15 protein-coding genes, 1 tRNA gene and 5 pseudogenes are annotated in these 20,149 nt (G+C 65.2%); 10 read left to right on the forward strand and 11 right to left on the reverse strand.

Going from position 1 to position 20,149, the window contains the following annotated elements; all coding sequences use genetic code 11:
• Positions 1-90 precede the first annotated feature (90 nt).
• The 3 genes from MSPGM_RS01620 (at position 91) to MSPGM_RS01630 (ending at position 2,609) form a co-directional block, all read left to right on the forward strand.
• Positions 91-1,638 (forward strand): acyl-CoA synthetase, encoded by a 1,548-nt coding sequence (locus tag MSPGM_RS01620; protein WP_012752030.1) that lies wholly within the window; start codon positions 91-93, stop codon positions 1,636-1,638.
• Between the two features lie 60 nt (positions 1,639-1,698).
• Positions 1,699-2,481, forward strand: a complete 783-nt coding sequence (locus tag MSPGM_RS01625; RefSeq protein ID WP_003600746.1) for a glycosyltransferase family 2 protein — start codon at positions 1,699-1,701, stop codon at positions 2,479-2,481.
• 35 nt (positions 2,482-2,516) lie between these two features.
• Positions 2,517-2,609: transfer RNA gene (locus MSPGM_RS01630), tRNA-Ser, on the forward strand.
• Positions 2,610-2,981: 372 nt separating this feature from the next.
• Here MSPGM_RS01630 and MSPGM_RS01635 read toward each other — a convergent pair.
• From MSPGM_RS01635 to MSPGM_RS01650, 3 genes are all read right to left on the reverse strand, one after another.
• Positions 2,982-4,430, reverse strand: coding sequence for a DUF1254 domain-containing protein (locus tag MSPGM_RS01635; RefSeq protein ID WP_261926135.1), 1,449 nt, complete (start codon positions 4,428-4,430; stop codon positions 2,982-2,984).
• 1,040 nt (positions 4,431-5,470) lie between these two features.
• Positions 5,471-6,469, reverse strand: a complete 999-nt coding sequence (locus tag MSPGM_RS01645) for an alpha/beta fold hydrolase (protein ID WP_003605755.1) — start codon at positions 6,467-6,469, stop codon at positions 5,471-5,473.
• Positions 6,470-6,613: 144 nt separating this feature from the next.
• Positions 6,614-7,797, reverse strand: a protein-coding gene (locus tag MSPGM_RS01650; RefSeq protein ID WP_209688052.1) for an IS3-like element ISMex5 family transposase whose coding sequence is annotated in 2 segments (ribosomal slippage) — positions 6,614-7,533 and positions 7,533-7,797 — 1,185 coding nt in all. Because the reading frame shifts where the segments join, the coding sequence is not laid out codon by codon here.
• A 51-nt stretch (positions 7,798-7,848) separates the two neighbouring features.
• Here MSPGM_RS01650 and MSPGM_RS01655 point away from each other — a divergent pair.
• Positions 7,849-8,130: a hypothetical protein gene (locus MSPGM_RS01655; RefSeq protein ID WP_261926136.1), complete on the forward strand. Its 282-nt coding sequence runs from the start codon at positions 7,849-7,851 to the stop codon at positions 8,128-8,130.
• Positions 8,131-8,358: 228 nt separating this feature from the next.
• Here MSPGM_RS01655 and MSPGM_RS01660 read toward each other — a convergent pair whose 3' ends face one another.
• Together MSPGM_RS01660 and MSPGM_RS01665 are read right to left on the reverse strand one after the other, a co-directional pair.
• Positions 8,359-8,601 (reverse strand): hypothetical protein, encoded by a 243-nt coding sequence (locus MSPGM_RS01660; protein ID WP_003606541.1) that lies wholly within the window; start codon positions 8,599-8,601, stop codon positions 8,359-8,361.
• Between the two features lie 2 nt (positions 8,602-8,603).
• Positions 8,604-8,858: a hypothetical protein gene (locus MSPGM_RS01665; protein WP_003606542.1), complete on the reverse strand. Its 255-nt coding sequence runs from the start codon at positions 8,856-8,858 to the stop codon at positions 8,604-8,606.
• Between the two features lie 140 nt (positions 8,859-8,998).
• Here MSPGM_RS01665 and MSPGM_RS01670 point away from each other — a divergent pair, with 140 nt between their 5' ends.
• Together MSPGM_RS01670 and MSPGM_RS01675 are read left to right on the forward strand one after the other, a co-directional pair.
• Positions 8,999-9,454, forward strand: a complete 456-nt coding sequence (locus tag MSPGM_RS01670; protein WP_261926137.1) for a LexA family protein — start codon at positions 8,999-9,001, stop codon at positions 9,452-9,454.
• 46 nt (positions 9,455-9,500) lie between these two features.
• Positions 9,501-10,177: pseudogene (locus tag MSPGM_RS01675) on the forward strand (DUF4113 domain-containing protein); the annotation flags it as partial.
• 366 nt (positions 10,178-10,543) lie between these two features.
• Here MSPGM_RS01675 and MSPGM_RS01680 read toward each other — a convergent pair.
• Together MSPGM_RS01680 and MSPGM_RS01685 are read right to left on the reverse strand one after the other, a co-directional pair.
• Positions 10,544-10,938, reverse strand: a pseudogene (locus tag MSPGM_RS01680) (hypothetical protein).
• 74 nt (positions 10,939-11,012) lie between these two features.
• Positions 11,013-11,279: pseudogene (locus MSPGM_RS01685) on the reverse strand (hypothetical protein).
• A gap of 143 nt (positions 11,280-11,422) precedes the next feature.
• Between MSPGM_RS01685 and MSPGM_RS01690 the strand changes: the two are divergent.
• Positions 11,423-12,436 carry an IS110 family transposase gene (locus MSPGM_RS01690; protein ID WP_261926138.1) on the forward strand — a complete coding sequence of 338 codons (1,014 nt, stop codon included), beginning with the start codon at positions 11,423-11,425 and terminating at the stop codon, positions 12,434-12,436.
• 917 nt (positions 12,437-13,353) lie between these two features.
• On the opposite strand, the gene MSPGM_RS01695 is transcribed toward MSPGM_RS01690, so the two are convergent.
• The 3 genes from MSPGM_RS01695 to MSPGM_RS01705 all read right to left on the reverse strand — a co-directional run bounded on the left by MSPGM_RS01695 (position 13,354) and on the right by MSPGM_RS01705 (position 16,308).
• A complete protein-coding gene (locus tag MSPGM_RS01695) occupies positions 13,354-13,806 on the reverse strand; it encodes a c-type cytochrome (RefSeq protein WP_082222820.1) in 453 nt (150 codons plus the stop codon).
• A gap of 89 nt (positions 13,807-13,895) precedes the next feature.
• A complete protein-coding gene (gene tehA, locus MSPGM_RS01700) occupies positions 13,896-14,915 on the reverse strand; it encodes a dicarboxylate transporter/tellurite-resistance protein TehA (protein ID WP_261926139.1) in 1,020 nt (339 codons plus the stop codon).
• A gap of 1 nt (position 14,916) precedes the next feature.
• On the reverse strand, positions 14,917-16,308 hold the full coding sequence (locus MSPGM_RS01705; RefSeq protein ID WP_043765813.1) for a PLP-dependent aminotransferase family protein: 1,392 nt from the start codon (positions 16,306-16,308) through the stop codon (positions 14,917-14,919).
• A 190-nt stretch (positions 16,309-16,498) separates the two neighbouring features.
• On the opposite strand from MSPGM_RS01705, the pseudogene MSPGM_RS01710 reads away from it, so the two are divergent.
• Together MSPGM_RS01710 and MSPGM_RS01715 are read left to right on the forward strand one after the other, a co-directional pair.
• A pseudogene (locus MSPGM_RS01710) lies at positions 16,499-16,902 on the forward strand (DUF983 domain-containing protein).
• A 106-nt stretch (positions 16,903-17,008) separates the two neighbouring features.
• A pseudogene (locus MSPGM_RS01715) lies at positions 17,009-17,610 on the forward strand (aminotransferase class I/II-fold pyridoxal phosphate-dependent enzyme); the annotation flags it as partial.
• A 215-nt stretch (positions 17,611-17,825) separates the two neighbouring features.
• Here MSPGM_RS01715 and MSPGM_RS01720 read toward each other — a convergent pair.
• Positions 17,826-19,220 (reverse strand): PLP-dependent aminotransferase family protein, encoded by a 1,395-nt coding sequence (locus tag MSPGM_RS01720; RefSeq protein WP_012752038.1) that lies wholly within the window; start codon positions 19,218-19,220, stop codon positions 17,826-17,828.
• A 404-nt stretch (positions 19,221-19,624) separates the two neighbouring features.
• On the opposite strand from MSPGM_RS01720, the gene MSPGM_RS01725 reads away from it, so the two are divergent.
• On the forward strand, positions 19,625-20,107 hold the full coding sequence (locus MSPGM_RS01725) for an MSMEG_0572/Sll0783 family nitrogen starvation response protein (RefSeq protein WP_012452016.1): 483 nt from the start codon (positions 19,625-19,627) through the stop codon (positions 20,105-20,107).
• The last annotated feature ends 42 nt before the right edge of the window (positions 20,108-20,149 follow it).

The raw sequence follows: 20,149 nt of genomic DNA on the forward strand, positions 1-20,149 counted from the left end.
CGCAGCGTTCCACGGTCGAGGCACCGCTTGACCGTGAGAGATCAGGATCGGACACCGGGGCAAACGCCGAGATAACGGGAAACGCCCGCCGTGCCGACCACCGACGACCGCCAGCCGCCGCCCCGCTTCAACGCGGCCCGCTACTGCCTTGCCGAGAACGCAAGGCTGCGCGGCGACAAGACGGCGCTGGTCATGGTGGGTGACGGCGGCACCATCAGCCGCCTCACCTATGCGCAAGCGGACCGGGCAGTGCGCGGCATTGCGGCAGGGCTGCTCGGCCTCGGGCTGAAGGCCGGCGACCGGGTGATGATCCGCATGGGCAACGAGGCCGACTACGTGCTGGTCTATTTCGGTGCACTCGCCGCGGGGCTCGTCGCCCTCCCCTCCTCGCCGCAACTGACGGCCGACGAAGCCGGCTTCCTGATGGAGAATGCCGGCGTCGCCGCCGTGGTGACCGGTCAAGGCTTTTCGAATTCCAGCGGGGCTGCCGGCTGCATCCACCTCGAGTCCGAAACAATCGCGGTGATGAAGGCCGGCGAGCCGCTTGCCAACTACGCCGACACCGCCGCCGACGATCCGGCGACCCTCGTCTACACCTCCGGCACCACGAGCCGTCCGAAGGGCGTGCTCCATGCCCACCGCGCCATCTGGGGCCGCCGGCCGATGCACGCGCATTGGCTCGGCCTCACCGAATCCGACGTGATGCTGCATGCCGGCACCATGAACTGGACCTACACCCTCGGCGTCGGCATCACCGACCCCTGGGCCTGTGGGGCCACGACGGTGCTCTATAACGGCCCGCGCGACCGCGGGATCTGGCCCCGCCTGATCGCCGAGCAGGGCGCGACGATCTTCGCGGCGGTGCCGAGCGTCTACCGTCAGATCCTGAAATACGCCGACCTCTCCGAGCACGATCTCTCCCGTCTGCGCCACGGTGTCACCGCGGGCGAGGCCCTGTCGGCCGACCTTCTCGACGCCTGGACGGATGCCACGGGCAAGCCGCTCTACGAGGCGCTCGGCATGAGCGAGATCTCGACCTATGTGTCGAGCGGCCCGACCATCCCCGTTCGTCCCGGTTCGCCCGGCCGGCCGCAACCGGGGCGCCGGGTCGCGATCCTGCCCGCTGCGATCCTGCCCGCCGAGCGCCCGCCCGAACCGCTGCCGCCGGGGCAGACCGGCCTGCTGGCGATCCACCGCTCCGACCCCGGCCTGATGCTCGGCTACTGGCAGCGGCCGGAAGAAGAGGCGGCGGTGATGCGGGGTGAATGGTTCGCCGGCGGCGACCTCGCGAGCTTTGATGCGGACGGCTATCTCTGGTTCCACGGCCGCAACGACGACCTGATGAACGCCATGGGCTACCGCGTCTCGCCCGTTGAGGTGGAAGGCGTGCTGGCGGGCCATCCCGACATCGCCGAGGTCGGCGTGACGGAGCTTTCCGTCCGCGTGGACCTCCGGGTCATCGCCGCCTTCGTGGTTCTGCGCCCCGGCGCCAAGCCCGACGCGGAGGGACTGATGGCGTGGTGCGGCGAACGTCTGGCGGCCTACAAGGCACCGCGCGCGGTCCGCTTCGTCGAGGCGCTGCCCCGCACCGCCAACGGCAAGGTTCAACGCAAGCGGCTGGCGGAGGCCGCCGGATAGCCGCGCTTGTTCGCGCCAAATCGCGCCGGTACAGCGAAGGCCCCGCGCGCTTCGAGACCCATGGCCCCGCTCCCGATCTCCGTCTTCATCATCGTCAAGAACGAGGCCGACCGCCTTGGTGCGACCCTCGCGGCGGTGCGCGCCTTGGCCGACGACATCGTGGTGGTCGATTCCGGCTCGACCGACGGCACCCAGGCGCTCGCCGCCTCGCTCGGCGCCCGGGTGATCCACAACGACTGGCCGGGCTACGGCCGGCAGAAGCGCTTCGCGGAAGAGCAGTGCCGCCACGATTGGGTGCTCAACCTCGATGCCGACGAGGTAGTGCCGCCCGACCTCGCCGAGCAGATCCGCGCCGTCTTCGCCCAGGGCGAGCCAGCGCACGCCGCATGGTCCATCGCCATCGCCGAGGTTTTCCCGGGCGAGACACGCCCCCACCCCTGGGCCTACGTCCTGACCCCCGTGCGGCTCTACCGGCGCGACTTGAGCACCTACTCCACCTCACCGGTCCACGATCGGGTCGTGCTCGGCCCCGGCGTCACCACGGGGCGGATCAAAGGGCGCGTCCACCATTTCTCGGTGCGCTCGCTGGGCGACCAGCTCGCCAAGCTCAACCGCTATTCCGACCAGCAGGCCGACGATCTCGACGCCCGCGGCGTCACGATCCCGGCCTGGCGCCTCTACGTCGAGCTGCCGGGCAATTTCCTGAAAGCCTATTTCGGCCGCCGCCACTTCGTGCGCGGCGCTTACGGCTTCCTCACGGCGATGAACTACGCGATCTCGCGCCATCTGCGCGTGGCCAAGCATTACGAGCGCCGTGTCACAACCCCGCGCCGACCGGGTTGACCCGCCCCGCCGGAGCTTCTACAGCCAAGCGCAGTGGAGACGTGGCCGAGAGGCTGAAGGCACTCGTTTGCTAAATGAGCATACCCCTAATAAGGGTATCGAGGGTTCGAATCCCTCCGTCTCCGCCACTCTTTCTATTCGTCTGCAACACGTTGATTTAGCCCGTGTTTCTGATGTGCCGTTTCGGCATTTGTCCCTGAGTCGGCCTGCCACTGAAGGAGCCGTTCCAAGTGCGGGGAAAGGACGGGTTTGGCGCTCTGGCGTCCATTTGCCCGAGCGTCGTTCCTTCAAAGCACCGCGCATCGTGCGGCTACCCGCCCAGATCGATTCCCGACCTAGCTCCGCGCAAGCGCGGATCGCCGGGATGCCCGGAGGGTGCAACTCGGCTACGGCTCCAGGTCGGCGTTCGTGTACGCGTTTCGCACCGAACTCGGGTGCAACGCACAATCGTGGCAAAGAACTGACCCGCTCAGCTGACTATGCCGGTATTGCTGAGTGACTTAGAGAGAAGCGCTCGTGCTGCGCGTGACGGGCGGTGGCGACCACGATCCATTCAGCAGAGTGTCCTTCGGCCAGTAGGTCCGCATCATAAGAACAATGGGCCCAGACGGGGCTGGGAGCCAGTTCGATTCGTGATGCGCTCCCGGGCTCTCAGCTTGGATGAAGAGATCGACTGAGCCGTCCGGGTTGGCCTTAAGAGCGTCACGCGGGCTCACTGAGTAACGATTGATTGGATTATCGACAAAAAAGTAGTCTGCGTCATACATCGTCACAGACCAAAAGCCATTGACGGGCGGCAGCTCGCCTTCCGCAAACCTTATCACATACTTCGAGTTGCCATTCAGCTTGCGGCCGGCGGCATCGACCGTTGTGGTTGGGTAGACCGCATCCTGAGGTAAGTTGCAGCCGAGCCCGATCGCCGTGATTAGGGCACGCTGCAGGTAATCCTTACCGTAATCACCGCCGTCCGTTGTGAATGTCCACCCGTTCACGTGGCTGCCCGTATTCTTGAAGTGCTCCATGATGTGCGGGATAGCCTCCCTTGGCGCCTTGTCGATCGCCTCTCGGATAACAGGCGGCTGACTTGCCAGATCGAAGGGCTGACCGGGCACGATCCCAAGGGAGGCCATCTTAGCGACTGGAACTCCATCCGCGAGCGCCGGTGGGTTATCCTTCATCAGGGAGGCCAGCAAGTTGAAGTAGGTCGCCGCGTCCATGCGGTTGACCTGCTCGCGCACGGCCGTCTTCATATCGATGCTTGGATCGACCCGACCCGGAGCGGGCGTGTATGTCTTACCGGTCGCGCTCGCTGGGATAAGTCTGTAACGATCCTGCAACTCGTGCACAGCCGTGTAGTCCTCGGGCGTACCCGTGCAGTAGGTCCGGCCTAGGATCCAGATCAAATTGGTCGGTGCCTGGATCAGTTTGGCGCCAGACGGCACACTGCCGCTCCAGCCGGGTCCTGCTATGAAGTAGGTCTGCGGTCCAGTCCCCGTAGTGCGCTTGCCCGGCACGGCGAAGACATTCGTCCAGGCGCTCAGCATCGGCATGAGGAAATAGCGCCCGTTTTCCTCCGGGATGGTGAGGAGGTGGGGCTCTTGGCCCACGTCGAGGAAGGCGCTGGAATAGAGTGTGTCAGCATTCGGCGCGGTGACGGCGCGAAATTTGGCGTTCGGGTACTCCCGCATGCTGGCGAACTGGCCCATCGGAGCGCCCTTACCCTCAGGCGCGACCACGTTTGTGAGAACGCGCCGGGTCAACTCCATGGTAACGAGCGGGTAGCCGTAGATGTAGGCGTCTATTGCCAGTTCCAGCGGATCGGCCGCCGCTTGGCTGCCAATAATCGGTGCATCCTGCTCTGTGGCCCTCGCTCGGCTGATGGGTAGGCCTGCTCCGACGAAGGGGATTGTAGCGGCGCCTGCGGCAAAGATCCGTCGAGTGACGTTCATGTTCGCCTCCTGTGAGTGGCCCGTTGATTTCAGGCGCATCATGACAGATCTGATCTGCTACCTACTCGGCTAATAGGTCCACCAGCACCTGTCTTCGTTTAAGAAGCTTCGAAGCCAAAGTGGCACCAAGTTCTTAGCTGAAGCGAACACGTATCGAGGGATTAGCGGCACTGCTGCCCGCTGAAGAGACGGAGTCGGATCTCACCAGCGCCGGCCCCCGAATGCCCGAGGTCCATAGTATCCGCGTCGGTAGATCCCCACTGCGCGTGGGCCATACACCCCGCGTCGGACTCCAACCGCACCACGCGGACCGACACAACCTGCTCGATAAACACCACGTGCGCACACGGCCGCGTTAGCCTCCGTCGGAAAATACGCCATGAGGCCCGCAAAGATACCAACGGAGACCAGGATGAGCTTCATGACAAGCTCCCAGCACGCTGCCAGCTTGGCTGCCCGGAGAGCACCAAACCGAATCAAGGTAAAAAATTACTGTATCATTGCAGCGTACAGCTGCAATGTCATTTGCAATAACCAATAGCTTGGCCGGATTGGGCAGGCAACGAACGCCATTTTATATCGATCTGGGCCGGCGCACCTGTACGAGCAACTATGTGTTTGAGCGGAATACGTTGGCAGGCACATAAGATGAAGCGCATTCGAGGGACAAGCCCTGCGCCAGTAAAGCATGAGTGTTACATCGAAAGCGCATGACTGGAGGCAGGAAGCATCTACTAATGATGCAATAAGCCGTGCGCAGATTCTGGGCTGTAGGTCCGCTTCTTTATCAAGATCGAACGTCGAGGCGGCAAGCCGAACGATCTGTAAGGGATCGCAATCTCGGAATTTATGAGAACTGGCGGAAGGTCCGAGTGGGGTGGAAAGTAGGAATCGGATGAAGCTGCCGTAACGGACAACAGCGCCATAGTGTCGCTGCAGACTATGTGGCGGAAGCGACCGGTGATGTCCTCGCCCCTGACGAGGTCGCTGCCACCGGGCTACACATCGATCAAGCGACGGCGCTTTGAGATGGAAGCTCCTCAAGGGATCTTGGCCGGCGACCTCTCTGCCGCTCGATCGATGGCTCTGATCACCTGTTCGGGCGAGAGGTGGTGGATCATGTGACCCATGCCCGGAACAGCGACGAACTCGCTGTTCGCCACCTCACTGTGCAGCCGCTCGGATTGGCGGCCAACATCCACTATCTGATCTTCCGCACCCGTGATGATCACCACCGGCAACCTCAGCTCGCGGTAGTGCTGCTGAAGCTCGACGGCGACCGGCGTCATCAGGGCGGCGTCTTCGGCAGCCGCACGCAGCTGTGAAGGCCGGAGCATGAGCGCTTTCGGGAACAGCTTGTCGAAGCGCTCTGGTACCTCGGCCGGCGCAAACATAGCCTTAATCAGGCTCGGCAGGATCAGGCGCGAGATCACTGGTGACACGGTATAGCGCATCACATCTCCGATCACTGGGATTGCCGGTGGAGAGAACAGGAAGACGTCGGCGCGCAGCGTTGGGTAGTAGTAGCCGGAGGCCAGCACGAGGCTCCGCACGAGCTGCGGAGCCTGGAGCGCAAGGGCCACCGCGACCAAGCTGCCCCATGAGTGTCCAAGCACCACCGCCTGTGACACGCCGAGACGGTTCAAGGCTGCTTGGTAGAGCCTGGCATGAGCGCGTGGCGTCCAGAGCGCCCGTGGACGCTCGCTGTAGCCGTAGCCGGGCCGGTCGATGATGATCACGCGGTAACGCTCGGCGAGCTCGTCAACAATGCCGCTAACAAGGAAGTCCTCGGCCATAGTGCCGTTGCCGTGGATGAGGACCAAGGGTTCGCCTTCCCCACGCTCGATGTAGTGCAGGCGCACACCGTTCACCGTTATGAAGCGGCCAATGGGCGGGTAGCGATCCTCCGCCTCACGCGCCTTCGCGGCCGAGTAGAGCGCCGTGATCCCAAGGGCAGCTGCCGAGCCGATCAGGGCAGGAGCTAACCAGCCCCGACGGTTGCGGGCGGGGCTGACATCTTGAGCGCTGTCGTCGTGCATGCATCCTCGCTTGATCAGTGAGGAAACCGAGAACCTGCGGCTTGTTCCGCAGACGGCAGTGCTGAACGCTACGCTGATGCCTTAGCCACGAAGGGCTACCGACCCCACGGTGATCGGCCCCCACGCGGTGGTCCAAGTTCTAAGTTAGTGCAGGGTCGGCCTTTGCTCCACGGGTCGCTTGGCCGGCGGAGCCGACCGAGTGAGCGCAGCCGGCCAAGCGGTGAAGGCCGGCACGAACACCTCCGGGGCCGGTGGTCGGTAGCCGAGCGAGGCGTGCGGGCGCACGCTGTTGTAGTGTAGACGCCAACTCTCGATCACGATCTGCGCCTCCTTGAGCGTGTAGAAGATCTCACCGTTCAAAAGCTCGTCCCGTAGTCGTGCGTTGAAGCTCTCGACGTAACCGTTCTCCCATGGCGAGCCGGGTGCGATGTAGGCTGTTCTGGCGCCGACACCGGTGATCCAGGCCTGCACGGACTTGGCGATGAACTCCGGACCGTTGTCCGAGCGGATATGGCTGGGCACGCCGCGCAGGATGAACAGGTCGGACAGCACGTCGATCACGTCCGCCGCCTTCAGCTTGCGTGCGACGCGGATCGCTAGGCACTCCCGCGTGAACTCATCGACCACGTTCAGCATCCGGAACTTGCGGCCCTCGTGCGTGCGGGCTTCGACAAAGTCGTAGGACCAGACGTGATCGCGACGCTCCGCCCGCAATCGCAGGCAGGAACCATCCCCGTCCCAGATGCGGCCGCGCTTGGGCTGCCGAGACGGGACCTTCAGCCCCTCGCGCCGCCAGATCCGTTCGACCCGCTTGTCGTTGACGAACCAGCCCGCCGCCTTCAGCAATGCACCGATCTTCCGGTAGCCGTAGCGCCCGTACTGGCGAGCCAGTTCCACGAGGTCGGCTGTCAGCGCGGCCTCATCCTCTCTTCCCCGCGGCACCTTGCGCTGCGTCGAGCGATGCTGCCCGAGCGCCCGACAGGCGCGGCGCTCGGAGACGTCTAGGACGTTCATGACATGCGCGATGCAGGCGCGTCGGCGCGCGGGGCTGGTCAGTTTCCCCGAGCGGCCTCCTGCAGGATCAGCTTGTCGAGGGTGAGATCCGCAATCGCCTTGCGCAGCCGCTGGTTCTCAACCTCCAGGTCCTTCATCCGTCGAACCTGATCGCTCTTCAGGCCGCCGTACTCCTTGCGCCAGCGGTAGTAGGTCACTTCCGTCACGCCGATGGCCCGGATCGCCTCCGCCACGCTCTGGCCCTGCGAGACCAGAACATCCACCTGCCGCAGCTTGGCGACCACGTCTTCCGGCTTGTGCCGCTTCGTTCCCATCTGTCCGTCCTCATCTGGCTCAAAAGCCATACCTCAGGGCGGACCACTTCAGTGGGGGCGGATCACTTCTTCTTCGACTTCACGCCCGGTGAGGATAAGATCCAGCTGAACGCAACCGCTTTCGGGATCGGTACCGCTGTCAACCAATTCGTTACTGGCGTGAGCTTCATCGAAGGCCCTGATGTCACTTCGGCGGCGCCGACGGTGCTCTACAACAAAGATAGCGGCTATCTGTTATACGATGCGGACGGCACCGGTGCAGCCGGTCCGTCTGTGCTCGCTCTCTTGAACGGCACGCCGACCCTTCACGCCTCCGACTTCATGTTCTACTGACGCGATCCTGCAACATCAGTTGGAAGGTCAGCGCTGAGAGCTGACCCGCCGAACTCCCCATCAGCCCCAGCCCCGCCCGGCTCAGCCGCGGCGGGGTTTTTCGTATCAGACTCTCGCCGCCGCGAGCATCCGCTTCCGTACCTCGGCCATGCGGTCGTCATCGCTGGCGCCGGCCTCCGCAGCCTGTTCCCCGACGGTCTCGTAGATCTCCCGTACGGTCGCCTCAGATCAGAAAGGCCACGGCTCCGGCTTGTCCTCGGCGGAAAACCGCTCGCCGGGAGAGATCAGCGGCAGGATCTCGTCGAGGGCCTGAGGCAAGCGGATCGTCTTGCCCGCCGCAGTGATGAAGGTCTCGTTGTGCATCAGGTCGGTGTCGCTGACCGCCTGGACGCTGGAGACGCGCAGGAGGTGGCGGCAGCCGTCGCCGTCCTGAACCTGCAGGTAGGCCCCGACCCGCCGCACCCTTTCCATGGTCAGGCCGCCTGCAGGCTTTCGGCAAAATCGTCAGGCACGTCGCCGTACTGGCCGAGGATCGTCGCGCGTTCTAGTTCGCCCGTCTCGTCGTCGGCCATGATCTGCAGGGCGGCCGTCCCTGGCATGCGCGTCGCCATCGCCTCCGCCCGCTTCATCGCACCGCTGCTCGTCGGTGAGACCTGCCGTTCGCCTGGGAGCAGCCGCTTCCGCTTCAGCACGAAGGTCTGCACGAGGAAGGTCGTCTTCATCGCCATAGCCGATTTCCCTCACCAAGCCCCGATTAAGCGTTGTCCACGTTTTCCACAGGGCGGCACGGTCACGTTTTCGCTCGCGTTGACCCGGAACCGCCGGACTGCTTGTTCTCTTTTCGTTCTGACCCCAGGGAGAGCACAGCGTGAGCCTGTTTCGGGTCGATGAGCTAACGGACCAGGGCTTCTCCACCGTGCGTGTGCCGCGGATGGGGCCGTCGCTCTGCGCGGGCTTTCCCTCACCGGCCGACGACTTCCCCGAGAACGCCCTCGAGCTGCCGCGCTGGCTCGTGCCGAACCCGCCGGCTACCTTCCTCTGGCGCATTGCCGGCGACTCGATGCGCGATGCTGGGATCTTCGACGGCGATCTCGCCTGCGTCGATCGCAGCCTGAAGCCCGGCCACGGCAGTGTCGTCGTGGCGGCCGTCGATGGCGAGATGTCGATCAAGCGCATGGTGGTCGAAGGCAACCGCGCGCACCTCTCTTTCGATAAATCCGAACTCCCCATCTACGCACTGGAGGAACTGGCCGAGGTCAACGTCTGGGGCGTGGTGCGCTTCACCATCCGCTGGCACATCTCCCGCGCTGGCCAAGGCCGATGAGCAGCGCCGAGGCACGCCTGCGCGACCGGATTGGAGGTGGCCGCGCGTGTCCTGCCTCGGGCTTGAACTCGTGCCGGCCCGGCGCAAGAGCTGCGCTGTGACGCGCTCATTCTCCGGCCGGGTGACGGAGCGGGCCGAGTTGGGGCAGGCGGTCGCCGCGCACGCGGCTCGGCTCGGCTCGGCTCGGCTCGGCTCGGCTCGGCTCGGCTCGGCTCGGCTCGGCTCGGCTCGGCTCGGCTCGGCTCGGCTCGGCTCGGCGAGAAGCTGCGGCGGGAAGGGCTCGGTACCAACCACATCACGATCTTCTATCACACGAGCGAGCACGACCGCGGCGAGCCGATGCGCTCGATCTCGACGGTGGTGACGCTGCCGGAAGCGACGAACGACACGCTGGCTCTGATCCCGGCGGCGCTGCACGGCGTGGCGCGGACTTGGCGTGAGCAGGGCTGCCCACCCTGGCGCTACTCGAAGGCCGGCGTGGTGACGGTTGACCTCGTGCCGCTGGCGGCCTCGCAGCGGGCGCTGATCGGCCGGTTCGACCGCGAACGCTCGACACGAGTGATGGGTGCAATGGACGCTTGCAACGTCCGCTTCGTCCGCGGCAGCGTCGTGCCGACGCGGGCCAGGCTAGCGCAGCAGCGGCGCACATGGACGAAAAAGTTTGAGATGCGCACGCAATGCTACACGACGCAGGTGGACGAGCTACCGGTCGCGCAGGCCTGATGAGGATGTTTCCTAACTGATGGCGGAGATTGCATCATCGCGGCCAACGACGCGGGGCAAACACGCAGCACTCATCACTCGAAGCCCACGGTGAAAATTGCGATCCCGAGCGCAGAGAGACCTGCCCATACAATGCTGGCGTGACGATCGCTCGAAGCCATCATCGTGGCGCCCGATGCGAATGCAACCATGAGCAACAGTCCAACCACGGCACCTGCCCTGCAACGTACTGCTGGGACCACCATTGGCATTCTGAACATATAATTCATTCACAAAGGTGAGAACATCGTCCTGTCCGCTGAGGTGCTGCAAGGCGCACCGAACTGTACGCGAGGTGCGTGGCTCGCGTGTCGCCAGGGGCTTCGGTTATTTCCCTTCGCGACGGGCCGCGAATTCCCAGACCGCATGCGGGTCGGTGCGCCGGCCGTATTCCGGTATCCGCTCACATTGCCAAATTGGATCCGGCTCGGCTCACTGCCGATCACCTTATGCCCGCCGGTGATCATCACCCCGCACCAGTCGATGTGGAGCGTGCCGTGCTGGGGGTGGACGCCGAAGATCTGTGGCGCGGTCCAGCCCAGGCGTACGGCCTCGGAGCCAAAGCGCTCGATGAAATTAGTGCAGGCCTGGTGGATGTTCGCCCAGGCGGTGGCGCCGAGATAGCCGCACGGTGAGGAGGTGGGGCGCAGGGCGTCGAAGGCTTTCCGCCACTCGGCGGACCCAGGCGGCAGCAGATCGGGCGCAAGTTCGGGAAGGAGCATCACGGCTGCCGGCTGATAGCGGGGCCGACGGCATAGGGTGGCCGGGTTGCTTCAGGCTTACCGGCCAATCTTCCTCACGCCTTCTGCGCTCGCGCCAGCAAGATCGCGGTGCGGACGGCGACACGCTTCAGGCCAAGGCTCGACTCCGCGTTGGCGATGGCGTGACCGGCCCATAAATGCTGAACAACCGCCGCATCGACATCGACGATATATCCATCAGTAATCGGAAAGATGCCCGATTCTAAATCCGAAAATTACACCTCTACCGCCGCGTTCACCTGCTCGTCGGTGATGGCCTTGGCCTTAAAGAGTTCGCCGATGGTCGGATTCGAATTAGGCATGCCGCCAGTTACGCCGGACCGGCGCGCGGCCGCTCAGCACTCGATCCAAATCCGACACGAGTTTTTCAACATCGGGTAATGGGCGGCAGCTCTTCTGCGGAAGTCGCTAGGATCGGCTCCGCTGCCGGAAGAGGAGGCTGATCATGGAGTATTTCGCTGGCCTGGATGTCTCGATGGAGGAGACGCACGTCTGCGTGGTCGACCGCGAGGGAGTAGTTACCCATCAGGCGAAGGTGGCCTCTGCGCCTGCCGACATCGCGCAGGAACTCGCGAAGGCGCCCGCCTGTCGTCGGGTTGTGTTCGAGACAGGCCGGATGGCTCCGATGCTGTTCCACGGCTTGGCCGACCATGGTGTGCCGGTCGTCTGCGTTGAGAGCCGGCAGGCTTACCAAGCCTTGAAGTCGCTTACGACGCACAAGACCGACCGCAACGATGCGCGCGGCCTCGCTCACCTGGCACGAACCGGCTTCTTCAAGCCGGTCCACGTGAAGTCGCTGCCGGCACACGCTGTGAGGTCGTTGATCATCGCACGCAAGAAGCTGGTCGGCCAGCGGGTCACGCTGGAGAACCAGATCCGCGGTCTTGCCGTCGTGTTCGGTGTGCGGCTGCCGCGGGCGCTCAGCCCTGTCTTCATCGAGCAGGCTCTGCGTTCGAGCGAGGGGATCGCCGGACTGTCCGCCGCCATGCGCGGCCTGATCGGAGCGCGAACTGCTGTGCTGGCGGCTGTCGCCGCCATCGACGCAGATATCAAGCGGATGGTCCGAGCCTCAGATGCCTGCCGGCGGTTGATGACGATCCCGGGCGTCGGTCAGCTCACCGCGCTCGCCTTCACGGCAGCCATCGATAATCCGGAACGCTTCAAACGCTCTCGCGACGTCGGGCCGTATCTCGGGCTCGTCCCACGGCGTTACCAGTCGGGCGAGGTCGACTACACCGGCAGCATCTCGAAGTGCGGCGACCGGCGGGTCAGAACGTTGTTGTACGAAGCCGCCAACGTGATGCTGACGCGCTGCAGGCAGCCCCTGAAGCTGAAGGCTTGGGCTCTGGCCATCGCGAAGCGCTCGACGATGCGCAAGGCTCGCATCGCGCTCGCGCGCCGGCTAGCGATCATCATGCACGCGATGCTGCGGCAGGGCACCGAGTTCCGACCTGCGTAGCGGCTGACATCACCGGACAGGAGGCCGAACCGAGCTCCCGAGCGGGAGCGACGCCCGAGGGAGGGAGCAGAAGATGGCGCCGATTCTGTAGCATGCGGCCTTGCGCCGACTGCGCTTTCAACCGAGCCGCTTTGCACCCAGCTGACCCCATCAAGTGCCGCACGAGCACGTAGAGAACGCAGGCACCCGAAAGCGTCGAACGCTCTGGATCGAGCTGCCGCCCATTGACCCATTAGAGAACGAAATTGGCACACAGCTGAACAAGCGGGGTGCGAACTCCTCAACCCTTGCGGACATTGAGCCCGAGGCTTTCCAATGTCTGCTTCGCCACAGAAAGCGGATATGCTAGATGCAAACGGCATTCTGAACAGCTAGCTTGGTGGATTGACGAGACGGCTCATAACGGTCCATCCGAACCATCGATCCCCTGGGCGGTACTCACGTTTTGTCCGGTAGGGCACGAGAAGCGGGACGGGAAACCTCCTGTTTCGCATGTGGGACGCGTTACTCATCGAAGGCGGCGGCCGCGGATCCCAGAGCAATTTTCTCCTCGACCGAGACCATCCCGGATACTGCGTGAACACCCATTGTTGGCTGGCTGGAACATCGGCCAACTCCGGAGCCTTGCACCGTAGCGATACCTCCGCGGACACGGACGGGCACGATGCATTGACCGGTGTGGCGGGTGCGCTTGCCGGCACGCTATAAGCCGGTCGGTTCGGGGACCGGCCTCGCACACGGCCTCCGGTCGCATGTGGGGGCACGTCGAGGATGTCGCCGCTGTCTACCTCGCTGCGGCGCTGATCATTTTCGCGGAACCTCAGCGGCAGAGCGAGCCCCGGCGAATGCATGGTCCGCTTCGTCTCCCGACATGACTGGACGTACATCCCGACACCGGGGAAGTCGGAAGGAGATGATCAAGGCCGCGAGGAGAGCGCCTCAGCACCTCCGGCCTCAACCGACTGCGCTTGCATATATGCAACGATGTCCGCCCGGTCGAGCGGGTCGGGAACTCCGCGAAAACTCATACTGGTGCCCGGCGCGAACTTCGCAGGAGCGGCAAGCCAAGCGTTCAACCTCTCCGGCGTCCAGACGCCGCCCGCCGACCGGAGGGCCCCTGTGTAGCCGAAGCGTCGGCTCCTGCTCGCAACGGGCTTGCCAACCACGTCGTAGAGACCGGGTCCGTTTCGGTCGCCGGCTCCCATCCTGACCGTGTGACAGGCGGCGCACTGGCCAAACAAGCGGGCGCCCCGACCCGCGTCGGCCACCCGCATGAAGTCGCCGAAGCTCGGGGCGTCGCCCAAGGAACGGCGACGCTCCTGGCTATCATCTGAGCAGGCTGTGACGAGGAAGGCCAGCGCCAGCAGCATGACGGGCTGGCTGAGTGGGGGAAGACGGAAGGCGCGCGTCACCCGTTCGATCACGTGAACCAACGTCAATCGTAGTTATCCGTCCGCCTTCACAGAGGTCGGACAGGCAAGAGCTTGCCGCGCAGCAGCAGGCCCAAAGTCCTCAGAGCGATCCAGCCGATGATCAGGTTGGCCGTGACGAATAGCGGAACTGCGAGGGACGCGCTCGGCCCTTCCAAGCCGCGTTCCGTCAATCGCAACGCGGCGAGCGGAAGGGCCGAGACGCCGAACGTGTAGGCCCAGGCCGCTGGTGAGAACGGCTGCTGGCGCAACCAGGGAACCAGCCGAACCATGACCAAAGCATGCAGCAGGGCGTAGCCGAAGAGGATCTGCGCAAGCTGGTCGGGCGGCCCGTCCGTGACCGCCAGGTAGGCGACGCAGGCCACCGCGGGCGGAGCCAAGTGAAGCCCGAGCGAGGCGCGAAGCGGCACGGGCAGGGTCTGCAGGATCAGCCTGTGAATGACGACCGACTCCAACGTGAGCCATGACAGGAGGCCGGCGCCGAAGAAGAGCAGACCGACCTCCTTCATGCCGAAGGCGGCGCAGGTGATGGCCGCCACGAATCCCCCGCCGACAGTGGGCATGTAGAGGATCGGCGTCGTCGCCTCGAAGGCGCGGTCGCCCATCCAAAGGCCGCCCACGCCCCAGACGGCGGAGAGGGTCGCCCCGGCAAGCCCTGCCAAAGCCATCACCCAGGCGACGTCCGGCCAGTGCGGCGCAAGGCCAACGCTGGCGATCATCGTGGCGACGGGCGCCAAAGAGGCGAAGAACGAGGACGTCGGGTCACGCGCCTCGAAGAGTACCGTCTTCCGGTCGTTCAGCCACCGAGAGGCATAGAGGGCCAGCCATGCCGCCCAGACTGCCACGCCGAGGAGGGAGAGCGCCTCGCCTATCCAGGCGGGCGCAAGCCCTAGGCGCGCGGCGGCGCGCCAGCCGTTTCCTAAGCCGCACAACCCCAGGACCATCCCGAAGAAGGTGGCCGGGACCCTGGTCCGTCGAAGCCAAGTGAATTCACGCCAAGGTTTGACGGAGTCTTCTCGCTCCCCGGCCGGGCTCGCAACGTCAGGCACGTCAGACGACCGTGGAGATCGCGCCGGGCGAATGCGCTAGGAGCGTCGCGAGCAGGCTCAAGCCGTACCGCAAGGTCTCGGCATCCGGCGCCGCGCCCAAGGAAACGCGAATGGCCTCGGGTGCCGGTCCCACCGCGAAGGCGTCGCTCAGGATGACCGACAGCCCGAGCTGACGCGCGTGCGCCCCGAACTCGCCGCGACGCCACGGTTCGGGAAGCCGGAGCCAGAGGTGGTGCCCGCAGGAATGGGCCTGCACGTCGAGACCCTGCAAGGTCTCGTGCGCGACGGCCTGCCGGCGGCCGTTCTCCTGCCGAATGGACGCGACGACCGCATCGAGCTCGTCTTCCACGATCCACTGCGAGGCTAGCGCGGCCGTGAGCGGCGAGGCCATCATGTTTATGGCCCGCAGCTCGGCGGCGAGCCGAACCGACTCGTTCGTCCCCGGTACGGCGACGTAGGCGATACGCAGGCCTGGGCTGACGCACTTGGACAGCGTCGCGATGTGCCACGTGATGTCGCCGGCCATGGCGGCGATGGGAGCCGGAGCGTCGGGCGGCAGCGCGCCGTAGGCGTCGTCCTCGATGATCACGACGCCGTGCAAGCGCGCGACCTCGGCAATCCGCTCGCGCCGCGCCGTCGGCAGAGTCGCGGTCGTCGGGTTGTCGAGCGTCGGCACTAAGTACAAGGCCCGCGGCCGCTCGGCCTTGCAGCACTCCAGGAGCGCGTCCGGATCAAGCCCGTCCGCGTCGCAGGCGACCGGAACGAGGCGAACGCCACGGCGCTCGGCGGCCATACGCAGGCCGGGATAGGTCAAAGCCGGGACGCAGAGCGCATCCCCCGGCTTGAGGATGGCGGCGAGCACGGCTGCGAGCACGACCTGGGCGCCGCCTCCCACAAGGACGCGGTGCACCGGAAGCGGCCCGAGCCGCTGGCCGAGCCACTGCGCCGCCGCAGCGCGGTCGGCCATGTTCCCGGCGCTGTCCTGGTACTGCATGCGATCGAGGAAGCCCGGCGAACCGGCAAGCCGCGATAAGCCTGTCTGCATACGCTCGGCCAGACGCGCCGCGAGCGGCTGGGGCGGCATGTTCATGCTGAAGTCGACGCTTCCGGACGGGTCCGGCCGACGCATCTCAGCAGACGGCGGCTTGGGTCCGCGAACGAAGCTGCCCCTACCGGCGGTGGCATCGATCAAGCCCGTCCGGCGCGCCTCGTTGAAGGCACGGGTGACCGTGGTGAGGTCGACATTGAGGTGCTTGGCTAGGGTGCGCTGCGGCGGCAGGCGCATGCCCGGCGGCAGCCGACCGGCACGGATGTCCTCGGCCAGCGCCTTGACGATGGCCAGGTACTTCGGGCCTGCGTCGCCGGTGATTGTAGGGTTCCAAGATTCCATCATTGACCCCCGCGCCAGTTTTAATGTATGCATACATATATCGTACAGGCAAGGCGCGACGTAGCTTCGGCCGGGAAAACGCCGCTGAAGCAGTCGGTTTTGGCCAGGAATGTATGGATATTTAGGCCATACATTCGGGGCGCGCAAGGCGGCCTCCATGCCGCGGGTGGCGAGCAATTCAGGAACGGGAACGATGCAAAGGACAACCGATCAATCGATGCTTTGCGTTGGGCTGCGCTGCCGCTGCCCTCGCTGCGGCGAGGGGGCTTGTTTGACGGCTTCATCACTCTGAAGCCACGCTGCGAGGCGTGCGGACTCGACTATAGCTTCGCCGACCCAGCCGATGGGCCCGCCTTCTTCATCATGATGACGATGGCCTTCCCGGTGACAGCCTTCGGCATTTGGCTGGAGCTCGCCTACGAACCGCCGGTCTGGGTTCATGCGGTCGTGACGCTCCCGCTTCTCTTGCTCGCTTGCGTGCCGGTCATCCGGCCGCTGAAGGGGCTCTTCATCGCCAGCCAGTACATCAACAAAGCGGGAGAAGGTCGCCTCGCGACTTCGCCGGCCCCCAACGCGGGTCCTACGACCGGCGGCTGACCCCGCCGCTCCGCCGCGCGGTCCCGGACGGATGCGCTTTGGTGGCATGACCTGTCCTGCTTGGGCACCATGGCCAACTTGATCAGACCTCACGAGGACAGGGACGATGCTCCCCCATTCTGACGTGCTCGAGGCCTCTCTCCAGAAGTTGCGTGAGGACGGCCGCTACCGGGTGTTCATAGCGCTTGAGCGGAATGTCGGCACGTTTCCGATAGTTGTCTGGAGGCATCGGACCGCAGCCGCCGGCCGGTCACTGTCTGGTGCAGCAACGATGACCTTGGGATGGGACACAGCCCCGAGGTCCTAGGCGCCATGCACGAGGCCTTCGACCGCTACGGCGCGGGTGCGGGTGGCACCCGCAACATCTCCGGCACGGCCCACGAGCACGTGCTGCTGGAGCGCGACCTGGCCGACCTGCACGGGAAGGAGGCCGCCCTCCTGTTCACCTCGGGCTACATCTCGAACCTCGCGGCGCTGAGCGTGTTCGGCCAAGTGCTGCCGGACAGCATGATCCCGTCGGACGCCGGCAACCACAACTCGATGATCGAGGGCATCCGCCGCGCGGGAACCGAGAAGGCGATCTTCCCGCACAACGACGCCGCCGCGCTCGATCGGCTGCTGTCCCGGTACGAGCCCGATCGGCCGAAGATCGTGGCTTTCGAGAGCGTCTACAGCATGGACGGAGGCCTGGCGCCTATCGTCGAGATGTCCATCGCGCGCTGAGGCGCCGGTGAGCCGCGGCACGTGCTGCCAGGGGACGTCGCGATCCGAGCTATACCGCGCATCGCTGCCGGCGCTGGCCCATTGCTCCTCTCAGAGGAGCCCTCATGGCCAAACCATCCTATGCCGAGAAGTCACCTATCGGGGTGGCAGTGCGAAGCCGGGCCCCCGTTGTGGGCGAGGTCGCCTGAGTGCCATTTTTTTCAGATATAGGTCGAGGCAAGTGCCGGCGAGCCTTCGAGGGCGTGGGCGAGCACTTCCAGGCCGTGCGTGATCTGCTGCCGGGTCGAGGGGCCGCCGAGGCAGAGGCGCGCAGCCTCCGGCGGGGTCCCGGCCACGCAGAAGGGATCGCTGCCGACGACACCGAGCCCAGCCGACCGGCCCTGGCTAGCGAAGGCCGAGCGCGTCCAGCCCTCCGGCAGCGTGATCCAGACGTGGAAGCCGTGCGGATCGGCGGTGTAGGTCCCGGCCGGAAGCAGCGAAGTCACAATGCGCTGGCGCGCGGCCGACTCCTCGCGGACGAACTGCACGATGGCATCCGCCGTGCCGTCCATAATCCAGCGGGTCGTCAGGGCCGTCGAGATCGGCGAGGCCATGACGGTCGCGGCCCGCAGCGCACCCGCGAGCGGCAGGGCGGACCGGGCGCTCGGGGCGACCAGGAAGGCAAGGCGAAGGCCGGCGCCCAGGCACTTGGCCACCCCTGCCACGTAGTAGGTGACCTCGGGCGCGAGCTCGGCGAAGCTCGGCGGCGGCGCCGGGCAGATGCGCGCGTAGGCATCGTCCTCGATGATGGTGACTGCGTAGCGCCGCGCCACTGCGATGATGGCCTCCCGCCGCGTGCGGGACAGGGTCGCGGTGGTCGGGTTCTGCAACAGCGGGTTCAGGTAGATCGCCTTCGGCGCGACCTTGGTGCAGGCGGCCGCGAAGGCGTCGGGGTCGATTCCGTGGCGGTCCATCGGCAGCTCGACGAGGCGCAGCCCCAGATGCGCCGCGAGCGCGCGGATGCCCGGGTAGGTGATGCGCTCCGCGCAGATGGTGTCACCCGATCGGGCAATCTGACCGAGCACGCTGAACAGGGCGCTGTGGGCGCCGGGACAGATCAGCACGCGCTCCCGCGTCGTCTCGATCCCTCGGCCCTTCAGCCACCGCAGCGCCGCCTCCTTGTCGTCGTCGGTGCCACCGAAGCCCTGGTAGCGGAGAAGGTTGGCAAGGTTGCCGGAGAGTTCCGCGAAGGAGGCCTGCATGCGTGCCCGCAGGGCCGGCGCGTCGGGCTCCGGAGGGAGGTTCATGGTGAAGTCGACCGGCCCGACTTGTGGCACGCCGGCGGCAGCCCCTGCACGGGCAGAGCGAGCTGGATCGACCACGAAAGTGCCTTGGCCGACACGGCCCTCAATCAGACCGCGCTTATGCGCCTCGACATAGCCGCGGGAGACCGTCGTGAAGTTGAGGTCGAGCGCCTCGGCGAGGGCGCGCTGGGTCGGCAGGCGCGTGCCAAACGTCAAGCGCCCCGTCCGGATGTCTTCCGCCAGGGCTTCCGCGATGGCCAGGTAATGCGGCTTGCCCCAGCGCTTCAGGTCCGGCGTCCAGGCCACGGTCATAACATCCTGAGGGCTCGTCGGCCCTCCTCGCTTCGCCGCCCTCATCCGTTCCGAGCCTGCACCATCAACACACGATCAATGTTCGATTGTATGGCTAGCAAGCGTCATACCGCAACAACGCTCCGGAGCTGCTGTTCAAGTTATCCATACAATGCCAGCAATCGTTGAGCCTCGAACGTGCATCTATTGATCACCAAATGCGCAGGGGATGCTTTAAGAGTGGGCGTATCGAAGTGCGGTGCGCGTCGTGAAATCCGCAAGTTGATCGCATAATTGTATGCATACTACTTCGGCGTATTGATCGGCATATTGATCGCCGAGGTTCTGGCACACCGCTTGCCATGATGGTCCGGTGACCGTTCGCAGCCCCACCTGCCGCGGTCTCATCCTTCAAGGAGAGAGCAATGCCTGCCGTGAACCGCGAACCCCACAAGAAGGGCGACTTCCTGGTCGACTACGAGGAGAAGGTCTTCGAGGACGTGAAGGCAGAGCCGGGCCAGAAGGCGCTCGTCACCTTTCACACGGTCGCGTTCGAAGGCTCCATCGGCCTCGTGAACCTGCTCCAGGCCACCCGCTTGCAGCGCAAGGGCTTCGACACCTCCATCCTGCTCTACGGTCCTGGCATCACACTCGGCGTCCAACGCGGTTTCCCGCGTCTTGGCGACGAGGCCTTCCCTGGCCACCTCAACTTCAACAACCAGCTTGAGAAGTTCATGGCCGAGGGCGGCAAGGTCTATGCCTGCCGCTTCTCGACCCAGGCCCTCTACGGCCACGGCGAGGCGGCCTTCATCGAGGGCATCCGCATGATCAACCCCCTCGACGTCCTCGACTGCATCCTCCTGCACAAGCGCGACAACGCGGTGATCATCGACACCTGGACCGTCTGAGCGGGCCGTCGGGTCCGTCGACCGGGACGTCGCATCCGGCGG

The sequence above is a fragment of the Methylorubrum sp. GM97 genome (assembly GCF_024347855.1).
Taxonomy (GTDB): Bacteria; Pseudomonadota; Alphaproteobacteria; order Rhizobiales; family Beijerinckiaceae; genus Methylobacterium; species Methylobacterium extorquens.

Bases quoted from the DNA above. Each gene is read 5' to 3' on its own strand.
- MSPGM_RS01645 (WP_003605755.1), bottom strand. From the start codon at position 6,469: ATGCACGACGACAGCGCTCAAGATGTCAGCCCCGCCCGCAACCGTCGG.
- MSPGM_RS01625 (WP_003600746.1), top strand. From the start codon at position 1,699: ATGGCCCCGCTCCCGATCTCCGTCTTCATCATCGTCAAGAACGAGGCC.
- MSPGM_RS01660 (WP_003606541.1), bottom strand. From the start codon at position 8,601: ATGGAAAGGGTGCGGCGGGTCGGGGCCTACCTGCAGGTTCAGGACGGC.
- MSPGM_RS01695 (WP_082222820.1), bottom strand. From the start codon at position 13,806: ATGCTGCTGGCGCTGGCCTTCCTCGTCACAGCCTGCTCAGATGATAGC.
- MSPGM_RS01690 (WP_261926138.1), top strand. From the start codon at position 11,423: ATGGAGTATTTCGCTGGCCTGGATGTCTCGATGGAGGAGACGCACGTC.
- MSPGM_RS01665 (WP_003606542.1), bottom strand. From the start codon at position 8,858: ATGGCGATGAAGACGACCTTCCTCGTGCAGACCTTCGTGCTGAAGCGG.
- MSPGM_RS01720 (WP_012752038.1), bottom strand. From the start codon at position 19,220: ATGACCGTGGCCTGGACGCCGGACCTGAAGCGCTGGGGCAAGCCGCAT.
- MSPGM_RS01725 (WP_012452016.1), top strand. From the start codon at position 19,625: ATGCCTGCCGTGAACCGCGAACCCCACAAGAAGGGCGACTTCCTGGTC.
- MSPGM_RS01705 (WP_043765813.1), bottom strand. From the start codon at position 16,308: ATGATGGAATCTTGGAACCCTACAATCACCGGCGACGCAGGCCCGAAG.
- MSPGM_RS01635 (WP_261926135.1), bottom strand. From the start codon at position 4,430: ATGAACGTCACTCGACGGATCTTTGCCGCAGGCGCCGCTACAATCCCC.